This window comes from Streptomyces sp. PTL18 (assembly GCF_059510295.1).
In genome coordinates this window covers 31,432-50,135 of record NZ_JCAJZO010000030.1, presented here as the reverse complement: position 1 = coordinate 50,135, position 18,704 = coordinate 31,432, and the positions used below count along the sequence as shown (strand labels likewise).

18 protein-coding genes are annotated in these 18,704 nt (G+C 70.6%); 7 read left to right on the top strand and 11 right to left on the bottom strand.

Annotated elements, in window-relative coordinates; translation table 11 throughout:
* Positions 1 to 9 precede the first annotated feature (9 nt).
* Positions 10 to 537: a PadR family transcriptional regulator gene (locus AC5WS8_RS34135; protein WP_496107398.1), complete on the bottom strand. Its 528-nt coding sequence runs from the start codon at positions 535 to 537 to the stop codon at positions 10 to 12.
* A gap of 111 nt (positions 538 to 648) precedes the next feature.
* Between AC5WS8_RS34135 and AC5WS8_RS34130 the strand changes: the two genes are divergently transcribed.
* The 3 genes from AC5WS8_RS34130 to AC5WS8_RS34120 all read left to right on the top strand — a co-directional run bounded on the left by AC5WS8_RS34130 (position 649) and on the right by AC5WS8_RS34120 (position 2,728).
* Complete coding sequence (locus tag AC5WS8_RS34130) at positions 649 to 1,200, top strand: DUF3159 domain-containing protein (protein WP_496107397.1); 552 nt, start codon at positions 649 to 651, stop codon at positions 1,198 to 1,200.
* Positions 1,197 to 1,826, top strand: a complete 630-nt coding sequence (locus tag AC5WS8_RS34125; protein ID WP_496107396.1) for a TMEM175 family protein — start codon at positions 1,197 to 1,199, stop codon at positions 1,824 to 1,826. The genes AC5WS8_RS34130 and AC5WS8_RS34125 overlap by 4 nt, the downstream gene beginning before the upstream one ends.
* Positions 1,827 to 2,446: 620 nt before the next feature.
* Entirely contained in the window at positions 2,447 to 2,728 is a 282-nt protein-coding gene (locus AC5WS8_RS34120; protein WP_496107395.1) for a hypothetical protein, read from the top strand.
* Here the strand turns inward: AC5WS8_RS34120 and AC5WS8_RS34115 are convergent.
* The 3 genes from AC5WS8_RS34115 to AC5WS8_RS34105 form a co-directional block, all read right to left on the bottom strand.
* Positions 2,725 to 3,492, bottom strand: a complete 768-nt coding sequence (locus tag AC5WS8_RS34115; RefSeq protein WP_496107394.1) for a DUF6227 family protein — start codon at positions 3,490 to 3,492, stop codon at positions 2,725 to 2,727. The genes AC5WS8_RS34120 and AC5WS8_RS34115 overlap by 4 nt on opposite strands.
* Before the next feature lie 203 nt (positions 3,493 to 3,695).
* Positions 3,696 to 4,919, bottom strand: coding sequence for a L,D-transpeptidase (locus AC5WS8_RS34110; RefSeq protein WP_496107393.1), 1,224 nt, complete (start codon positions 4,917 to 4,919; stop codon positions 3,696 to 3,698).
* Positions 4,920 to 5,093: 174 nt separating this feature from the next.
* Entirely contained in the window at positions 5,094 to 6,131 is a 1,038-nt protein-coding gene (locus AC5WS8_RS34105) for a P1 family peptidase (RefSeq protein WP_496107392.1), read from the bottom strand.
* Positions 6,132 to 6,270: 139 nt separating this feature from the next.
* Between AC5WS8_RS34105 and AC5WS8_RS34100 the strand changes: the two genes are divergently transcribed.
* Positions 6,271 to 6,477: a hypothetical protein gene (locus tag AC5WS8_RS34100; protein WP_496107391.1), complete on the top strand. Its 207-nt coding sequence runs from the start codon at positions 6,271 to 6,273 to the stop codon at positions 6,475 to 6,477.
* Positions 6,478 to 6,561: 84 nt separating this feature from the next.
* On the opposite strand, the gene mscL is transcribed toward AC5WS8_RS34100, so the two are convergent.
* The 6 genes from mscL to AC5WS8_RS34070 form a co-directional block, all read right to left on the bottom strand.
* The gene (mscL, locus tag AC5WS8_RS34095) at positions 6,562 to 7,032 is read right to left on the bottom strand and encodes a large conductance mechanosensitive channel protein MscL (RefSeq protein WP_496107390.1); all 471 of its coding nucleotides are present in this window, start codon (positions 7,030 to 7,032) and stop codon (positions 6,562 to 6,564) included.
* Positions 7,033 to 7,143: 111 nt separating this feature from the next.
* Positions 7,144 to 7,668, bottom strand: a complete 525-nt coding sequence (locus tag AC5WS8_RS34090) for a hypothetical protein (RefSeq protein ID WP_496107432.1) — start codon at positions 7,666 to 7,668, stop codon at positions 7,144 to 7,146.
* Positions 7,669 to 8,061: 393 nt separating this feature from the next.
* Complete coding sequence (locus AC5WS8_RS34085; protein ID WP_496107389.1) at positions 8,062 to 8,895, bottom strand: S-methyl-5'-thioadenosine phosphorylase; 834 nt, start codon at positions 8,893 to 8,895, stop codon at positions 8,062 to 8,064.
* A gap of 129 nt (positions 8,896 to 9,024) precedes the next feature.
* On the bottom strand, positions 9,025 to 9,345 hold the full coding sequence (locus AC5WS8_RS34080; protein WP_496107388.1) for an FmdB family zinc ribbon protein: 321 nt from the start codon (positions 9,343 to 9,345) through the stop codon (positions 9,025 to 9,027).
* A gap of 68 nt (positions 9,346 to 9,413) precedes the next feature.
* A complete protein-coding gene (locus AC5WS8_RS34075; RefSeq protein ID WP_496107387.1) occupies positions 9,414 to 10,685 on the bottom strand; it encodes an MFS transporter in 1,272 nt (423 codons plus the stop codon).
* Positions 10,686 to 10,961: 276 nt separating this feature from the next.
* Positions 10,962 to 12,488 (bottom strand): potassium/proton antiporter, encoded by a 1,527-nt coding sequence (locus tag AC5WS8_RS34070; RefSeq protein ID WP_496107386.1) that lies wholly within the window; start codon positions 12,486 to 12,488, stop codon positions 10,962 to 10,964.
* Between the two features lie 256 nt (positions 12,489 to 12,744).
* Here AC5WS8_RS34070 and AC5WS8_RS34065 point away from each other — a divergent pair, with 256 nt between their 5' ends.
* Complete coding sequence (locus tag AC5WS8_RS34065; RefSeq protein ID WP_496107385.1) at positions 12,745 to 15,558, top strand: penicillin acylase family protein; 2,814 nt, start codon at positions 12,745 to 12,747, stop codon at positions 15,556 to 15,558.
* 156 nt (positions 15,559 to 15,714) lie between these two features.
* Here AC5WS8_RS34065 and AC5WS8_RS34060 read toward each other — a convergent pair whose 3' ends face one another.
* Entirely contained in the window at positions 15,715 to 16,299 is a 585-nt protein-coding gene (locus AC5WS8_RS34060) for a 5-formyltetrahydrofolate cyclo-ligase (protein WP_496107384.1), read from the bottom strand.
* A 134-nt stretch (positions 16,300 to 16,433) separates the two neighbouring features.
* Here AC5WS8_RS34060 and galU point away from each other — a divergent pair, with 134 nt between their 5' ends.
* Both galU and glp read left to right on the top strand, forming a co-directional pair.
* On the top strand, positions 16,434 to 17,336 hold the full coding sequence (gene galU / locus AC5WS8_RS34055) for a UTP--glucose-1-phosphate uridylyltransferase GalU (RefSeq protein WP_496107383.1): 903 nt from the start codon (positions 16,434 to 16,436) through the stop codon (positions 17,334 to 17,336).
* A gap of 4 nt (positions 17,337 to 17,340) precedes the next feature.
* Complete coding sequence (glp, locus tag AC5WS8_RS34050) at positions 17,341 to 18,663, top strand: molybdotransferase-like divisome protein Glp (RefSeq protein ID WP_496107382.1); 1,323 nt, start codon at positions 17,341 to 17,343, stop codon at positions 18,661 to 18,663.
* Positions 18,664 to 18,704: the final 41 nt, after the last annotated feature.

The window sequence follows — 18,704 nt, the reverse complement described above, 5'->3', positions numbered from 1 at the left end:
GGGTGCGTGTCAGGCTTTCAGGTGCTCGGTGAGCTGTTCGGCGGCCCAGTGGGCCCACTGCTCGGCGGTCTCGGAACCCCGTAGGCCGTATTCGAGCATGAGCCAGCCGCAGATTTGAACGGGGTCCCCCACCCACTCCGCGTTGTCGCGGATGGCCTCCAGCGCCGCGAGTCGCTCACGGTTGTGGCCGGCGAACTTCTCCAGGTACGCGGTGCCTTCGCTGCGGGTGAGGGTCCACAGGAAGAAGACGCGAAGCAGCGCGGCGCTGCGGAAGGCGAGGTCGATGTCGGGCTCGGTGAGCCAGCGTCGCAGTTCCGCGCGCCCGGCGTCGGTGATGCCGTACTCGCGGCGTTGGCGGGCGCCGGTCCCGGTGATCTCGATCAGACCGTTCTTGTTGAGCTTGGCCAGCTCGCCGTAGACCTGGCTCTTCTGTGCGGGCCACACGATCGACAGCCCCGCTTCGAACCGCTTGAGCAGGTCGTATCCGCTGGCGGGCTGTTCGGAGAGGAGCCCGAGGAGGGCGTGGGGCAGGCTCATGGCCTCACCCTACCGTTCCGGAATTCACCCGTCACAGCTAGACAGTTCAAGATTGACTGGTCATACTTCGACCGTCCAATATTGGACTCTCGATTCACGGAGGAGACACCGGTGAACTACATCCGCGGTTTCGCGCCCTGGCTGTGTTACGCGGCCCTGAGCCCGGTCGGCTGGCGACTGGGTACGGGCGCCGCCGCACTGGCCGCGCTGTGTCTTCTCGCCGGGCAGCTCCGCGCTCGTAGTGTCGACCTGCTGGGCGCTGCCACCTGCGCCTTCTTCGTGGCCATGGCTATGGTCGCACTGGCGGACCCGGCCTCGGGGCTGCGGCACTGGATCTGCGCGCTGGCCAACGGCACCCTGGCGGCCACGGCCCTGGCCTCCATCGCCGTACGCCGCCCGTTCACCCTGACCTTCGCCCGCGCCGAGGTGCCCCCAGAGTTCTGGAACGCGCCCAGGTTCATCAGGGTCAACATGGTCCTGACGACCATCTGGGCAACCGCGTTCACCCTAGGCGCGCTCGCCTGTGCCTTCGTGATCCAGTACGAGCACGCCGCGACCGTGCCGCTGGTCACGGTCCAGATCCTGGCGTTCGTCGTCCCGTTCGTCCTCTCCGGCCGCTACGCCGACCGAGCCAAGGCTGCTGCCGGACGGGCCATGGCATGACCACTCACACGGAGACGCACGAGCAGGCCGACCAGACCGAGCCGGCGAGTCCTGAGCGGCTGACTTATTTCTCGGACGCGGTGGTGGCCATCGCCATCACACTGCTGGCCCTGGAACTGCCGGTCCCGGGCGCAGACGTCCACGGCAATACGGGCGTTCTGCACTTCCTGCGCGAGCACCTGACGGAGTACTTCGCGTTCCTCGTCAGCTTCAGCACCATCGCCGTGCAGTGGATGCTCCATCAGCGCCTCTTCCGGTACGCGACCGGACTGTCGGGCGGCGCCATCCGCTGGAACCTGCTGTGGCTGCTGATGATCGTCATCATGCCGTTCACGACGAAACTGCTGACCAGTGAGGCCGACGCCTTCCAGGTCCAGTTCATCATGTACGCGACCAACCAGGCCCTCACCGGCCTGCTCTTCAGACTGGCCTTCGCGGACCTGCGCAGGTCCGGGATGCTGCACCCCGACGCACCGCGCGGGGTTGTCGCGGACACCCTGACATGGGTAGACGCGATGATCCTGACGTTCGTGGTCTCGATCCCTGTCGCACTGATCACGCACTGGGCATCCCTGTGCTGGGCGCTACTGCCGGTGACGCGCAGGGCTCTGCGTCTCGTCAAATGACAAGGAGGGGCCGCCCGGCAACCCCAGTGATCAGAGCACGATCGTCGACACCTGGTACTGGGAACGGGCACTGAGCAGGGCCGGGGGACTGGCGCGGTGGCTGACGCTCCGTTTCCAGTCCCCGACCCTACTGAGCTTGAGCATGGTGGCAGGCCCCGCCGCCGATACCGATGACGATCTAGACCTTCCGGTCTGCGGTCTTCTCGATCAGGCGGCGGCAGGGAGCGGATCCGCTCCGACAGGCCTTGCTGGTCCAGTTCCGCGCGACGTACTGAGGCTGATGCCAGGGCACTGAGCAGCGCCGCAAGCGCAGACGGCCTCCCTCGGGGAGCGCGGTGAACGACCGGAGGTCGAGCACGGCCACACCACGACACCACGGCCCAAGTCACTGCATCGGGGAGGGATCAAAAACACGCACTGATCCGGCGGCGGTACCGACGCGGTTGGGCCGCGCCCCTCAACGGGGGTGCGGCCCAACCGCGTTGGTGGTGCCCTTACCTCGTCCTTTGCCCGTCTTTTCCGCGACTCGTCGTACTCGTCGTACTCATCACAGTGGTCGCACCTGCGACATCGGTCACGGTCCGCGGCCTGAAGCCCGGTTGGTGGTGTCTACTGGAGGCATGCCCGCGCACGAGTCGATCCTCCTGTTGGTCACCGTGGCCGTCGCAGCCCTGGCGACCGGCCTGTGGGTGATCGGCCTGCTGCAGATCCTGCGCCGCCACCGAGGGGACAACGCGAACCGGCGTCACCGCGGAACGCTTCGGGGCCTGCCCCGGCAGGGCCGGGCCGCTCCCCACTGGGACTCCGTCGAACTCACCGCGGCCGAACGGGACGCCTTCGCCGGTCTGGTACGGCGTTTCCGTGACGGGCACCCCAAGGGCCGGGGACTCTCCGGGAACTAGACGCTGTCCGCCGGCTGTCCCAGCGCCGCCGCGCGGCGCTCCATCGCCTCCCGGGCCGCCTCCTCGGACGGGTACACCTCGCACATGTGCCGGCCGTCCGGGGTCGCCGTGTGCTCGACCTCCCACAGGGACAGCTCCCGGCCGTCCCGCAGCAGGAACGCGTGCTCGTACAGGGAGAAGCACAGCCCTGCCCGTCCGGCCCGGCACGGCTGTCCGAACGCCTGGGTGATCTCGTGGGCGCAGGCCGATCCCAGCAGTAACGTCGCCAGGTCCGAGTCCGGTCGGTCCGGGTTCTCCGCCCGGCGCAGCAGCCGGCGCGCGTGGTCCGCCGAGTCGTCCGGCAGATACGCGTGACGGGGCTCGGGAACCGGGGACGACTGCGGCAGGGCCGGCAGTTCGAAGTCGGGCGTGTCCGGCGGTAGCGGGAGCCGGGCCGTGGCGGTGCGCAGCTCCTCGTCGTCCACGTACACCTCGTGCTCCAGACGGCCGCCGGGCGCCGTGTTGTGAACGAGCTCCCACAGGGTGACCGCCGAGCCGTCCGGAAGCAGCCAGGTGTGCCGGTACGTCTCGCGGTGCAGCCCCGCGCTGTGGTGCGCGGAGTGCAGCGAACTGTCGTGCGCCAGCGCGCAGTCCAGGCGCCCGATCGCCGCGTCGGGCAGCTCGAAGGAGTTCAGGGCACGGCCGAGGAGTCGCGCGAGGTGCTCCTCAGGGGACTCCGGCGACCCGGCCGGCTCGTACGCTGCCGTCTGGTACGGAACGCTCAAGGTTTCTCCCGGCATTGCTGCATGTCACCTTGTGGATGCATACCGTAGCCCCTTGCTCGGACATCGTGTCCGAGAACCCGGAAATTTGCGGTGGGAAATCGGACGGGCCGCGCGGCAGGTTCCCGCGCGGCCCGATCCGCTGTCGTACGCCCCCCGGTGGTACGGCAGCTCGCCGGCTGGTCATGCGGCCGTCACGGGGCCGGTCACGCGGTGCTTCCGGCGGTCCACTCGCTCCACGGCATGTTCCAGCCGTTGAGACCGTTGTCCGGCGCGACCGCCGTGTCGGGGGAGTTCCTGACGATCACCACGTCACCGATCAGCGAGTTGTCGTAGAACCACTTGGCGGTCGTGTCGCCCCGCGCGCCCTGTGTGTCCTCCATGCCTACGCAGCCGTGGCTGGTGCCCTCACGGCCGAAGGGCGGATTGCCCTGGTTGTACCAGTAGTTGCCGTGGATGAAGGTCCCGGAGGTCGTCAGCCGCATCGCGTGCGGCACGTCCGGGATGTCGTACTCGCCGCCGAGGCCGACCGTCTGGCTGTTCATGCGCGTCTGCGTGAACTTCTCGGAGATCACCATCTGCCCGTTGTACGTGGTGTGCTGCGGACTGCCGGTCGACACCGGAACCGTCCTGAGGGTCCGGCCGTCCCGCACGACCGTCATGGTCTGGGACCTCACGTCGACCGTGGAGACCTGGGAGCGGCCGATGGTGAACGTGACGGTCTTCCTCTGCACGCCGCGGACCCCGTTCGCGCCCGCCACACCGTCCAGGTCGATCTTCATCGTGACCTTGGAGCCCGCCTTCCAGTAGTCCCGGGGCCGGAAGTCCAGGCGCTGCGCGCCGAACCAGTGCCCCACCACCTGCTGGCCGCTGCTGGACGTCACCGTGATGTGCGACTGCACGGTCCTTCTGTCGGTGATCGCCTTGTCGAACGTGAAGGACACCGGCATGCCGACACCGACCGTCGCCCCGTCGTCGGGCGTGTACGTGCCGATGAAGCTGCCCGCCTGGGTGACCGTGGTGAAAATGGAGTTGGCGGCGGCGACCCGGTCGTCGGCGTCCTTCGCGGTGGCCGAGATCTGGTACTTCGTCCCGCGCTCCAGCCGCTCCTTCGGCTTCCAGGCCGTCCCGTCCGAAAAGACCTCCCCCGGCACCGCCGCGCCGGTCCCCGCGACCGTCATCTTGACCTCGGTCAGCTTCCCGCCGCTGACCCTCACTCCGGTGGTGTTGATCGACGCCGCGGTCGAACCGTCCTTGGCGGAGATGGTGATCCTGGCGGTGGACACCTTGCCGGACTCCTTGGAGTCCTTACCGCCCTTGTCGTTGTCGGCGTTGGCGCTGCCGACACACGCGGTGAGGGTCAGGGCGCCGACCACCAGGGCGGCACAGGCCCCCAGTGCGCGCCGCGCTCGCATGTCCGGCGTTGTCACAGGCTTCTCCAGGTCGTCGGGGGTGCGTTCGGTTGCGTGATCCGCTCGAGTACGTGGAGAGAGAGCGAACGCCGCGCTGAAGGGTTCCCGCCCGCCACGCCGCACGCCCTTACGTGACAGAACCGGGACAATCACCCGTCCCCCCGGGGTCTTTCGGCCTCTCGTGCCCTCCCGTCATATCGCCGCCGCCGCGCCGTACAACTCCTCGTACGACGGCCAGGCTCCGCCCGGCCCCTCCACCGGCTGCGCGGCACGCACCGCCCGTACGATCGCGCGCGTCACGAGGTCCGCGCCCGCCGCAAGCACCGCATTCAGCGCGAGGGGGCCGGTGGCGGCGAGCGGACGGGCGCCGGTCGCCAGCGCGAACACCGTGTCCCCGTCGTGCAGCAGATGCGCCGGCCGCACGGCGCGCGCCAGACCGTCGTGCGCGACGCCGGCGAACTTCTGCGCCTGCGCCTTGGTGAGGTCGGCGTCGGTCGCGACCACGGCGAGGGTCGTGTTCAGCGGCGGGCGCGGCAGCCGCGCGGCGGTCTCGGCGAGCCGTCGCCGCGCGGCCTCGTGCACCTCCCGCGCCGGACGGTCGACCCGTCCCTGGAGCAACTCGCCGTACAGCGCGCCCGTCTCCGGGTCCATCGCCGAGCCCACCGCGTTGCACACCACCAGGGCACCCACCGTGATCCCCGAGTCCAGCACCGTGCTCGCCGTGCCGACGCCGCCCTTGAGCGGTCCGGCCGTCGCGCCGGTGCCCGCCCCCACGCAGCCCTCCGCCACGGGCGCGCCCGGCTCGCTCGCGGCGGCCGCCTCGACCGCGGCCCGGCCCATGGCCGCGTCCGGGCGGGCCTTGAAGTCGCCGCCGCGTCCCAGGTCGAAGACGCAGGCGGCGGGCACCACCGGCACCACGTGCAACGGATCGGGACCCACCCGCACCCCGCGGCCGTGCTCCTCCAGCCAGGCCATGACGCCCGACGCCGCGTCGAGTCCGTAGGCGCTCCCCCCGGTCAGGACGACCGCCTCGACCTTCTGCACCAGGTTGCGTGGATCGAGCGCGTCGGTCTCCTTGGTGCCGGGCCCGCCCCCACGCACGTCCACCGCCGCGACCGCGCCGCTCTCCGGGGCGAGGACGACCGTGGTCCCGGTGAGCCAGCCGTCCCCGATCCGGGTGGCGTGACCCACACGCAGACCGGCGACATCTGTCAGAGCGTCACATCTCATGCACCCATGATCCGTCGCCCTGCGCCGGTCATGACGCCATACCGCGCAATCCGCGCCGTCGGTGTCACCGCCGGGGCGAGCGGCCCTCCCGCTGAGGCCGCGCCGCCTCGTCCCGGTGCCGCGCACGTACGCTGGAGGTATGAGCGCCACCTCGACGTCCACCCCCGGCCGCGAACCGCGGGATGCGAAGCCCGAGCCCAGGGACGCCCTGGTCTTCGACGACCCGCTGAGCGCGCAGTCGTCGGACGACACGGACCTGGGCTGGGGCGAGCGGCCCCGCTGGAGCGGCGACAGCGCCGCCGATCTGGCACGCTTCCTGGACGAGAAGCCGCCCCACCACCTGTGAGAGAAGCCCCCCGCCACCTGTGAGGGCCGTCACAGGGTCGGTTGTGGGCCCTGTTCCGCGTCCTGCGATGCGTCCCGGCGCATGTCAGACCTCGGTCCGGTTCGAGCCGCGCTGCGCGAGGAGGGCGTCGCGGATCTCCTCGAGCACCTCCAGTTCGGTCACCTCGGGCACCTCCCTGTTGCCGTGCTTCGCCTTGCGGCGGGCCTCCTGCCGGGCCAGGAACTTGGACATGGGCAGGACCATGAGGAAGTAGACGACGGCAGCGGTGATCAAGAAGTTGAGCGTCGCGCCGAGGACCGAACCCCAGAGTATGCGGACGCCCGTCGCGCCCGCTCCGGTCCCTGTGCACGGTGCCTTCAGGCAGGAGCTGTAGCTGTCCAGGCTCTTGGTGCCGAGCGCACCGACGACCGGGCTGATGATCCCCTTCACCACGGAGTTCACGATGCCGGTGAAGGCGGCGCCGATGACCACCGCGACCGCCAGGTCGACGACGTTCCCCCGCATCAGGAAGGCCTTGAAGCCCTGCAGGACACCCGGCATCTTCATCTCGCTCACCACTGGGACCCTTCTCGACTGCGCACGCTTTCGAACGAACAGCTCCGCAACCTACGGCAGGGCGTACCAGGGCTGTCCACCCGCATGCCGTCAGGAGCCGGACCGCCGGGCTCAGCACAGCGTCACCGCCAGCCGTGAGGCGGCTCCGGCGCCGGCGAGGCGTGCGGCCGTGGGGCGTGGTACGGAGAGCAGCAGCAGCGCGCCGTTCTCCGTCGGGTCGGAATCGGGCACCTGTATCACCCGGGCCCTGGCCGCGACGACCCTGGCCTGGCCGCCGCCGTCGGCCGCGATCACGTCGACCCGGTCGCCGGGCCGCAGCAGCCGGACGGTCGCCGCGTCCGCGATCCGTACCGGCGCCGTCACCGTCTCCACCGGTTGCGGCTCCCGTACGGCCGCGGTGGCGGGGCGGGCGCCGGCGTCCGGACGCCCGTGCGCGCCTTCCGAGTCACCGGGGCCCGCCGCCACGAGCGCGGCGGCGGTGACGGCCAGTCCCGCGGCCACGGCCCGCCTCCGGCACCGCAGCATCCGCCGTAGCCGCTGCCGCCCTCCCCGCACGCGTAGGGGAGCGAAGTGGGGCACGGCACACGTGGGAGGCGTGTCGGAACGGGGGGAGGGGCCGGCGGCGGGCGGGCACATGGGCGCGGGAACCGCCGTGCAGGGCGGAGGGGCGGAGGGGGAGATGCGGGGCATGCTGGTCACCACCTGCGTCGTGGGTGAGATCGGGTCGCGATCCACGATGACGCTTCGCGGTGGAGGCCGCCGACGGCTGTGGGCCAGCTCGCGGTTGTGGACAACTCGCTCACCCGAACGGGGCGTTCCGCACGGCCGCCCCCGCCCGCCCCCTTCGCGGCCGGTGGTGGCCCGGTTCGGACCCGTCCCTTCGCGGCCGGTGGTGGCCCGGTTCGGACCCGTCCCGTCGCGGCCGGTGGTGGCCCGGTTCGGACCCGTCCCGTCACGGCCGGTAGTTACCCGGTTCCGCCCCCCCCGTCACGGCTGACGCCACACCCCGTCAAGGCAGCCCCAGTCCGGTCACGGCAGCTCGAACCCGGGGTCCATCCCGCCGAGTGCGTTCACGCACAGGCACTCCCGCTCCCCGGTGGCCGGCAGTGCGGCCACCGCGTCGAACAGCACGCCCCGCAACCGGTCCACGTTCGCCGCGAACACCTCCAGCACCTCGTCGTGCGAGACGCCCTCCCCCGTCTCCGCCCCCGCGTCCAGATCCGTGACCAGGGTCAAGGACGTGTAGCACAGCTGGAGTTCACGGGCGAGTGCGGCCTCGGGATGGCCGGTCATGCCCACCACGGACCAGCCCTGCGCCCGGTGCCACAACGATTCGGCGCGAGTGGAGAACCGCGGCCCCTCGACCACGACCAGCGTGCCGCCGTCCACCGGCTCCCAGTCCCGCCCGCGCGCGGCCTTCAGCGCGGCGGCCCGCCCGACCGGGCAGTAGGGGTCGGCGAGGGAGACGTGCACCACGTTCGGAACGGTGCCGTCCGGCAGCGGCAGCCCGTCGAAGTACGTCTGCACCCGGGTCTTCGTACGGTCCACCAGCTGGTCGGGTATCAGCAGCGTGCCCGGCCCGTACTCGGGGCGCAGTCCGCCCACCGCGCACGGGCCGAGGACCTGACGCACGCCGACGGAGCGCAGCGCCCACAGGTTGGCGCGGTAGTTGATCCGGTGCGGCGGCAGATGGTGGCCGCGGCCGTGGCGGGGGAGGAACGCGACCCGCCGGCCGGCGACCTCGCCGAGGAAGAGGGAGTCGCTGGGAGCCCCGTACGGGGTGTCGACCCGGACCTCGGTCACCTCGTCGAGGAAGGAGTAGAAGCCAGAGCCGCCGATGACACCGATCTCCGCGTTCGTCATGGCGAGCACACTAGCTTCCCCGGCCGGGCGTGCGAGTCGGCGGGAGAGAACTCCGCAGCCGTCGCCCGCGGCGGCCCGGAAGCCCGAGGACCCCGCCGTCGCACGACGGCGGGGTCCCGCGGCACGGACCTATGCGGCGGAGGAGGTGGTGCTCGACGACGAGGACGACGAGCCGGAGTCGGACGACGAACCGGAGCCGGACGACGAGCCGGAGTCGGAGGACGAGGTGGAACTCGACGACTTCGACGACGCCGGGCTGCTGCTCGACGACGAGCCGCGGCTGTCGTTGCGGTAGAAGCCGGAGCCCTTGAAGACGATGCCGACCGCGGAGAACACCTTCTTCAGGCGGCCACCGCAGTTGGGGCACTCGGTCAGGGCGTCGTCGGTGAACTTCTGCACCGCCTCGAGGCCCTCGCCGCACTCGGTGCACTGGTACTGGTAGGTCGGCACTTGTCTTCCTCCTGGCACTCTCACTCAATGAGTGCTAACGACCATCCATAGTGACCTATTCCGCGGGATCAGTCCACCGTCACCGGCGCGCGGTGACCGACGCCACGTGCCACGGTGCGACCGGACGGCCGCGTGACCAGTCGCGACCGCAGGGACAGCAGAGTCAGCAGAGCCAGCACCGTACCGGCCATCGGGACGAGGAAGCCGGCGCCGGTCCACAGCCGGTCCTCCAGCTGCCCGGCGACCGTGACCGCCGCCGCCTGGCCGAGCGCGACGGCGCCGGTCAGCCAGGTGAAGGCCTCGGTGCGGGCGCCGTCCGGGACCAGGGCCTCGACGAGGGTGTAGCCGGTGATCAGGGACGGCGCGATGCACATGCCGACCAGGAGACCGAGTGCGGCCAGCGCGGGGACGGAGTGCGCGGTCCACAGGGCGCAGGCGGCCAGCGCGAGGGCCGTGTAGCCGATCACGAGGCGGCGCTGCGGGGCGGCCTTCCAGGCGACGGCGCCGCACACGACGCCGGACAGCATGTTGCCGGCGGCGAAGACGCCGTACAGGACGCCGTTCAGGCCCGGCTCGCCGATCGACTGGCTGAAGGCGGAGAGCGAGACCTGCATGCCGCCGAAGACGGACCCGATGCCCAGGAAGGTCATGATCAGAACCCGCACCCCGGGGACGCGCAGGGCGGACGCGTGCTCCACGCGCGCGTGCGTCACGGCGGCGACGGCCGGCTGCGTACGCTTCTGCGCCGCGAACAGCACACCGCCCACCAGTGTCAGCGCCGCCTCCGTGAGCAGACCCGCCGCAGGGGCCACGACGGTGCACAGGGCCGTCGCCAGCAGTGGACCGAGCACGAAGGTCAGCTCGTCGGTGACCGACTCGAAGGCCGCCGCCGTCGACATCAGGGGCGAGTCCTCCAGCTTCACACCCCAGCGGGCGCGGACCATGGGGCCGATCTGCGGCACCGAGGCGCCGGTCGGGACTGCCGCCGCGAACAGGGCCCACAGCGGGGCGTGGGCGAGTGCGAGCGCGGTCAGCGAGGCGCCTGCCAGGGCGTGCGCCAGCACGCCGGGCAGCAGCACCGCCCGCTGTCCGTGGCGGTCGGCGAGACGGCCGCTGTACGGCGCGAAAAGGGCCATGGACACACCGGTGGCCGCCGCGACGGCGCCCGCGGCCCCGTAGGAGCCGGTGGTGTGCCGTACGAGCAGAACGATGGAGAGGGTGAGCATCGCGAACGGCTGACGCGCCGCGAAGCCGGGGAGCAGAAACGTCCAGGCGCCAGGGGTGCGCAGCAGCTGCCCGTAGCCGGGGCGGGACGCCTTGGAGGTGACCGTGGATGCCACGGCCCGTGCCTTTCCGCTGCCTGGTAGCGCGGATGCGCGCCGAGAGCTGTCCTCTTGCGCGGACTGCGGTAGATGCCGGCCCCTGCGATGAGGAAGGGCGCCCGGCCGCCATACGGTCGCGCCAGCTCTGCGTCAGGCAGAGTTGGTTCGATCAGGGTGCGCCTGGATTGTACAGGGACAGTGCGCTGAGCGCCTGTGAAATGGAGCACCGTCGGGCCCTGGGCCTGGGATTCCCGGCGGTGTGAACGGTACGAAACGCGCCGTTCACCAAGGAGCTCAACGCCCCGGCGTCCCGTTCCCGGTCGTTCCCAGCCAGCCCGCCAGCTTGCCGCCCTGCCCGACCGCCCGCAGTCGCCTCTCCGCCGCGTCGCGGACCTGGTCCGTGGCGACCACGAGCAGTTCGTCCCCGCGCCGCAGCACCGTCGTCGGCAGCGGAACGAACGATTTTCCTTCCCGGACGACGAGGGTGACCGCGGCCCCGGCCGGCAACCGCAGCTCGTTGATCTCGACGCCGTGCATCCGCGACCCGTCGGGGATCGTGACGGACAGCAGATGGCCGCGCAGCCGCTCCAGGGGTGCCGATTCGATGCCGAGGTCCGCGGCCTCGGGGCCCTGACCGAGGCGCAGTGTGCGGGCCAGCCAGGGCAGGGTCGGCCCCTGGACGAGGGTGTAGACGACGACCAGGACGAAGACGATGTTGAAGATGCGGCGGCTGCCGGTGACGCCGTTCACCATGGGGATCGTCGCCAGGATGATGGGCACCGCACCGCGCAGCCCGGCCCACGACAGCAGCGTCTGCTCCTGCCACGGCAGCCGGAACGGCACAAGGCTCGTCACGACGCTCAGCGGACGCGCCACCATGGTCAGCACCATGCCGATGACCAGGGCGGGCAGCACGTCGTCGGCCAGTTCGTGCGGGGTCACCAGCAGACCGAGCAGGACGAACATGCCGATCTGGGCGATCCAGCCGAGCCCTTCGGCGAAGCCCCGGGTCGCGGGCCAGTGCGGCAGCTTGGCGTTGCCGAGCATCATCGAGGCGAGGTACACCGCGAGGAAGCCGCTGCCGTGGGCCAGTGAGCCGGCCGCGTACGCCATCACCGCGATGGCCATGACCGCGATCGGGTAGAGGCCGGAGGCGGGGAGGGCCACGTGCTTCAGGCCCCAGGAGCCGACCCAGCCCACCGCGAGGCCGATGGCCGCGCCGATGGCCAGCTCCAGAAGTATCGTGCCCAGCAGCGTGTACCAGTGCTCGACCGGTCCGGCCGCGCAGAACGCGACGACGAGGATGACGACGGGGGCGTCGTTGAAGCCGGACTCGGCTTCCAGTACGCCCGTCACGCGCGCGGGGAGAGGCACTTTCCGCAGGACCGAGAAGACCGCCGCCGCGTCGGTCGACGACACCACCGCCCCGATGATGAGCGCCTGCCGCCACTGCAGACCGCTGAGGTAGTGCGCGCCCGCGGCGGTCACGCCGACGCTCACCGCGACGCCGACCAGCGCCAGCGCGGAGGCCGCCGGGAGGGCCGGCTTGATCTGCTTCCACTTCGTGCCGAGACCGCCCTCGGCCAGGATCACGACCAGGGCCGCGTATCCCATGACCTGGGTGAGCTCGGCGTTGTTGAAGCGGATGCCGAACCCGTCCTGGCCCATGGCGATACCGATGCCCAGGTAGATGAGCAGGCTGGGCAGGCCGCTGCGCGACGAGATCCGAACCGCTGCCACCGCGACGAGCAGGACGAGCGAGCAGAGGAGCAGGAGCTGGTTGAGGTGGTGGACAGTCAGCGGCCGTTCCCTTCTCGCCAATCCGCGGGCCGCGATGCGACGCCACGATCCGAGGACGCGAAGCCCGGTACTGGGGGGACTTCACTCCGACTAGTTCATTAGCTTACCTAACTCTTGACGCTTTCTTGACGCTTCGGGTCGCGTGATCGAACTCCGGTCCGGGCTGGTTCCCGACTCCGCGTCAAGGCGATCCAGGCCCTGCGCCTATGGTTGCTCCAGCGCTCAGTAGAAAGCACAGCCCGCCCTGCCGCTCGTGTTTAGGACAGCAAGGACAGCGATGCCCTCCAACACCACCGCCTCTTCCGGCCAGAAGCCCGGCAAGTCCGGCAGGAAGAAGGGACGCAGAGCCCGACTGCTCTTGATTGTCCTGGTTGTGGCCCTTGTGGGAGGTTTCGGATTCGGCGGTTACTGGTCCGTCAGCACCGTACGCGCCTCCTTCCCGCAGACCACGGGGACGATCACCCTCCAAGGCCTGTCGGGCCCCGTCGACGTCAAGCGGGACGGCTACGGGATCCCGCAGATCTACGCGTCGTCCGACGAGGACCTGTTCATGGCGCAGGGGTACGTCCAGGCCCAGGACCGGTTCTACGAGATGGACGTGCGCCGCCACATGACGTCCGGACGCCTGTCCGAGATGTTCGGCAAGAGCCAGGTCGCGAACGACGCGTTCCTGCGGACCCTGGGCTGGGACCGGGTGGCGCGGAAGGAGTACGACACCAAGCTGTCGGCCGCCACGAAGAGGTACCTCCAGGCGTACGCCAAGGGAGTCAACGCCTACCTCAAGGGCAAGGACGGCAAGGAGATCTCCCTGGAGTACGCGGCCCTGGGCCTGACCAACGACTACAGGCCCGAGCCGTGGACCCCCGTCGACTCGGTCTCCTGGCTCAAGGCGATGGCCTGGGACCTGCGCGACAACATGCAGGACGAGATCGACCGCTCTCTGATGACCACCCGCCTGGGCCCCAAGCAGATCGCGGACCTCTACCCGGAGTACCCGTACAGCCGCAACAAGCCGATCGTCCAGGAGGGCGAGTACAACGCCCTCACGAAGGCGTTCGAGCAGGGCGGCTCGACGGGGGCCGCGGGAACCACGGGAACGGCGGGCTCGACGGGCACCACGGGCACGACCCGTACGGCAGGCACGGGGTCGACGACCGGACGGCCGGCCTCCACCTCGGCCGCCTCCTCTTCGTCCCTGCGCGGCCAGCTGGCGCGCCTCACGAACGTCCTGGCCGACGTCCCGACCGCCGTGGGCGTGAACGGCCACGGCATCGGCTCCAACTCCTGGGTCGTCGCCGGCAGCCACACCATCACCGGCAAGCCGCTGCTGGCCAACGACCCGCACCTGTCGGCCTCACTGCCGTCGGTCTGGTACCAGATGGGGCTGCACTGCACGACCGTCTCCAGCAAGTGCGGGTACGACGTCACCGGCTACACCTTCGCAGGCATGCCCGGCGTGGTCATCGGCCACAACCAGAACATCGCCTGGGGGATGACCAACTCGGGCGTGGACGTGACCGACCTGTACCTGGAGAAGCTCTCCGGCAACGGCTACCTGAGGGACGGCAAGACCGTGCCGTTCACCAGCCGCACCGAGACGATCAAGGTGGCGGGCGGCGACTCGAAGAAGATCGTCGTCCGTGAGACGAACAACGGCCCGCTGCTGTCCGACCGCGACGACGAACTCGTCAAGGTCGGCAAGAAGGCCACCGTCGACACCGCGGCCCCCGACCGCGCCGACGGCTACGGTGTCGCCCTGCGCTGGACCGCGCTGGACCCCGGCACCACCATGGACGCCGTCTTCGCGATCGACAAGGCGTCGAACTGGACCGAGTTCCGCCAGGCGGCCCGCTCCTTCGACGTGCCCTCGCAGAACCTGATCTACGCCGACACCCGGGGGAACATCGGCTACCAGCTGCCGGGCAGGATCCCCACGCGCACCCAGGGCGACGACGGTTCGATCCCGGCGCCCGGCTGGAACTCGAAGTACGACTGGACCGGCTACATCCCGCAGTCCGCGCTGCCCTACGAGTTCAATCCCAGGCGCGGGTACATCGTCACCGCCAACCAGGCCGTGATCGACAAGGACAGGTACCCCTACACGCTCATCACGGACTGGGGCTACGGCTCACGCAGCCAGCGGATCACCGACCTGATCGAGTCGAAGATCAAGGGCGGCGGCAAGATCTCGACCGACGACATGCGGCAGATGCAGCTCGACAACAGCAGCGAGATCGCCAAGCTGCTGGTGCCCAAGCTGCTCAAGATCGACGTCTCGGACAAGCACGTCCGCGCGGCGCAGAAGCTGCTGGAGGGCTGGGACTACACCCAGGACTCCGACTCGGCGGCGACCGCGTACTTCAACGCCGTGTGGCGCAACATCCTCAAGCTGGCCTTCGGCAACAAGCTTCCCAAGGAGCTGAGGGTCAAGGGCCAGTGCCTGTGGGTGGAGCCCGCCGACTCCACCGGGCCGGCCGACGAGGACCGCAAGGTGCGCGAGTGCGGCCAGCGCGAGGCCGACCAGGCGCAGCCGGACGGCGGGGACCGCTGGTTCGAGGTGGTGCGCAACATCGTCGACGACGAGAAGAACGACTGGTGGCAGACGCCCGCGACGCGCACCGACCCGGCCGCGACGACGCGTGACGAGCTGTTCGGGCGCGCCATGAAGGACGCGACCTGGGAACTGGTCGCCAAGCTCGGCAAGGACATGGACACCTGGAGCTGGGGCCGGCTGCACCGCCTGTTCCTGAAGAACCAGACCCTGGGCACCGACGGCCCGCGCATACTGCAGTACATGCTCAACCGCGGCCCCTGGAAGCTGGACGGCGGCGAGGCCACCGTGAACGCCACCGGCTGGAACGCGGCGGGCGGCTACAACGCCCTGTGGGTGCCGTCGATGCGGATGGTGGTCAACCTGGACGACCTCGACAAGTCCAGGTGGATCAACCTCAGCGGTGCCTCGGGCCACGCCTACAGCGCCCACTACACCGACCAGACGGAGAAGTGGGTGGAGGGCGAGCTGCTGCCGTGGGACTTCTCGAAGAACGCGGTGGACAAGAGCACGACCGACACGTTGGAGCTCAAGCCCTGACGGGCCCGCACGCTCCGTGAAAACGGTCCTCCACGCGCGTGTGGAGGACCGTTTTTCTCTCGAGGGCGCATTTCCCCTCGGTGGCGTCGAACGTCGTCGGGGGCCGCCTTTCTCGTCGAGGGTCGCTTTCACACGAATACGGCTCTCATACGGCTCTCACGACCGGCGGCGGAACCGGCGTACTCCCGAGGGGGTCACCACGGCGTGCACCGGCCGGTCGTGCGCCTCCTCGGGGACGCGCTCGACGACCTCCGCGTCGTACAGGAGCACCACCAGGGCGGGGTCGGCGCCCGCGCGTTCCAGACGGGCCAGCACCCGGTCGTAGGAGCCGCCGCCACGCCCGAGGCGCATACCGCGGGCGTCCACGGCCAGCCCCGGCAGCAGCATGGCGTCGGCCTCCCGGACGGCCTCGGGGCCCAGGCGTTCGCCCGCGGGTTCCAGCAGGGCCATCCGACCGCCGTGCCGCACGCTCACCAGGGAACCCGGCCCGGCATACGTCCCCCAGTCGAGGTCGTTGTCCGGCAGGAGCACCGGGAGCAGTACGCGCACGCCACGGGCGTGAAGTGCGTCCAGGAGCGCGAGCGTGCCGGGTTCGCTCCCCACGGAGACGTACGCCGCCACCGTGCGCGCGTCCGCCAGCTCGGGCAGCTCCAGGGCCCGCTCGGCCAGAGCCGTCGCCGACTCCCGCACGTCATCGGCGGTCAATCCGCTCCTCACAGAGAGGAAGCCTCGCCGCAACATTCGCTTGCCAGAATCCGTCCGGCGTTCCATGGGACCCACGGGTCGGTGGCCTCCTCATTCATAATGCGCTCATAGGAGAGCGGACTGACCGGAGCCACAGTTTCCGCACATATCCACCGGATATCGTTGCGGACATGACTCAGTCGCACCCCAGGATCACCAAGGCTGTCATTCCCGCTGCCGGCCTCGGTACCCGGTTCCTGCCGGCCACCAAGGCCACGCCCAAGGAAATGCTGCCGGTCGTCGACAAGCCCGCGATCCAGTACGTGGTCGAGGAAGCCGTGTCCGCGGGGCTCGACGACGTCCTGATGGTCACCGGACGCAACAAGCGCCCTCTGGAGGACCACTTCGACCGCAACTACGAGCTCGAGTCGGCCCTGGAGAAGAAGGGCGACGCCGAGCGGCTCGCGAAGGTCCGGGAGTCCAGTGACCTCGCCACCATGCACTACGTCCGCCAGGGCGACCCCAAGGGCCTCGGCCACGCCGTCCTGTGCGCCGCCCCGCACGTCGGCCGGGAGCCCTTCGCGGTCCTCCTCGGCGACGACCTGATCGATCCGCGCGACCCGCTGCTCAAGCGGATGATCGAGGTCCAGGAGCAGTACGGCGGCAGCGTGATCGCGCTCATGGAGGTCTCGCCCGAGCAGATCCACCTCTACGGCTGCGCGGCCGTGGACACCACCGAGGACAGCGACGTCGTCCAGGTGACCGGCCTGGTGGAGAAGCCGGACCCGGCGGACGCCCCGTCGAACTACGCCGTCATCGGCCGCTACGTCCTCGACCCGCACATCTTCGACATCCTGCGCAAGACCGAACCGGGCCGCAGCAACGAGATCCAGCTGACCGACGCCCTCCAGCAGCTCGCCGCGGACGAGAAGGTCGGCGGCCCGGTGCACGGCGTGGTCTTCAAGGGCCGCCGCTATGACACCGGCGACCGTGGCGACTATCTGCGTGCCATTGTCAGACTCGCATGCGAACGTGAGGACCTGGGCCGGGACTTCCGGACCTGGCTTCGCAGCTTCGTAGCCGAGGAGATGTAGCGACTTGAGCGCCGCCGCGACCCGCACCACCGGCCAGGACCGCCTGTGGTCGGTGGACGAACACCTGGAGGACGTCCTCGCCACCGTCCGCCCCCTGGAGCCGATCGAGCTGAACCTGCTCGACGCCCAGGACTGCGTCCTGGTCGACGACGTCACGGTGCCCCTGTCCCTGCCGCCGTTCGACAACAGCTCCATGGACGGGTACGCGGTGCGGGTCGCGGACGTCGCGGGGGCGAGCGAGGAGTTCCCGGCCGTCCTCACGGTGATCGGCGACGTCGCGGCGGGCGCGGCCGACCTGCTGCACGTCGGGCCCGGCCAGGCCGCGCGCATCATGACCGGCGCCCCGCTGCCGCCCGGCGCCGAGGCCGTCGTCCCCGTGGAGTGGACCGACGGCGGGCTGGGCGGGGGCCCCGTCTCCGGGATGTCTGCCCGCAGCCTCGCGCCCGACGGGGCCACCGGACAGGTGCGGGTCCACCGTCCGGCCGAGGCACGGGCGCACGTGCGCGCCGAGGGCAGCGACGTCCGGGCCGGTGACCTCGCCCTGGCGGCCGGCACCGTCCTCGGGCCACCGCAGATCGCCTTGCTCGCCGCGATCGGCCGCGGCACGGTACGTGTGCGCCCGCGCCCGCGCGTGGTCGTCCTGTCCACCGGAAGCGAACTCGTGCAGCCCGGCGAGGAACTGGCGGCCGGCCAGATCTACGACTCCAACAGCTTCGCCCTCACCGCCGCCGCCCGGGACGCGGGCGCCATCGCCTACCGGGTCGGCGCGGTCGCCGACGACGCGGACACGCTGCGCTCCACCATCGAGGACCAGCTCGTCAGGGCCGACCTCATGGTCACCACCGGTGGGGTGAGCGTGGGCGCGTACGACGTCGTCAAGGAGGCGCTGTCCGCCGCGGGCGACGCGGACGAGGCGGGCGGCGGCGTCGAGTTCCGCAGGCTCGCCATGCAACCCGGCAAGCCCCAGGGCTTCGGCTCCATCGGCCCCGACCACACGCCGCTGCTGGCGCTGCCGGGCAACCCGGTGTCGTCGTACGTCTCCTTCGAGCTGTTCGTACGCCCGGCGATCCGCGCCCTGATGGGCCTGCCGGACGTGCACCGCCCCCGGACCAGAGCCGTTCTCCAGGCGGACAAGGCCCTGACATCGCCCGCGGGCCGCCGGCAGTTCCTGCGCGGCACGTATGCCGACGGCACGGTGACCCCGGTGGGCGGCGCCGGCTCCCATCTGATCGCGGCCCTCGCCCAGGCGGACGCCCTGATCGTGGTCCCGGAGGACGACACATCCGTCGAGCCGGGCACGGAGGTCGAGGTGGTCCTGCTCGGCTGACCGCGGAACCTGTCCGGACCCCGGACCTCGGCCGGATACCC

Bases quoted from the DNA above. Each gene is read 5' to 3' on its own strand.
- AC5WS8_RS34125 (WP_496107396.1), top strand. From the start codon at position 1,197: ATGACCACTCACACGGAGACGCACGAGCAGGCCGACCAGACCGAGCCG.
- AC5WS8_RS34065 (WP_496107385.1), top strand. From the start codon at position 12,745: ATGCCCTCCAACACCACCGCCTCTTCCGGCCAGAAGCCCGGCAAGTCC.
- AC5WS8_RS34060 (WP_496107384.1), bottom strand. From the start codon at position 16,299: ATGTTGCGGCGAGGCTTCCTCTCTGTGAGGAGCGGATTGACCGCCGAT.
- AC5WS8_RS34120 (WP_496107395.1), top strand. From the start codon at position 2,447: ATGCCCGCGCACGAGTCGATCCTCCTGTTGGTCACCGTGGCCGTCGCA.
- galU (WP_496107383.1), top strand. From the start codon at position 16,434: ATGACTCAGTCGCACCCCAGGATCACCAAGGCTGTCATTCCCGCTGCC.
- AC5WS8_RS34100 (WP_496107391.1), top strand. From the start codon at position 6,271: ATGAGCGCCACCTCGACGTCCACCCCCGGCCGCGAACCGCGGGATGCG.
- AC5WS8_RS34090 (WP_496107432.1), bottom strand. From the start codon at position 7,668: ATGTGCCCGCCCGCCGCCGGCCCCTCCCCCCGTTCCGACACGCCTCCC.
- AC5WS8_RS34085 (WP_496107389.1), bottom strand. From the start codon at position 8,895: ATGACGAACGCGGAGATCGGTGTCATCGGCGGCTCTGGCTTCTACTCC.
- AC5WS8_RS34135 (WP_496107398.1), bottom strand. From the start codon at position 537: ATGAGCCTGCCCCACGCCCTCCTCGGGCTCCTCTCCGAACAGCCCGCC.
- AC5WS8_RS34105 (WP_496107392.1), bottom strand. From the start codon at position 6,131: ATGAGATGTGACGCTCTGACAGATGTCGCCGGTCTGCGTGTGGGTCAC.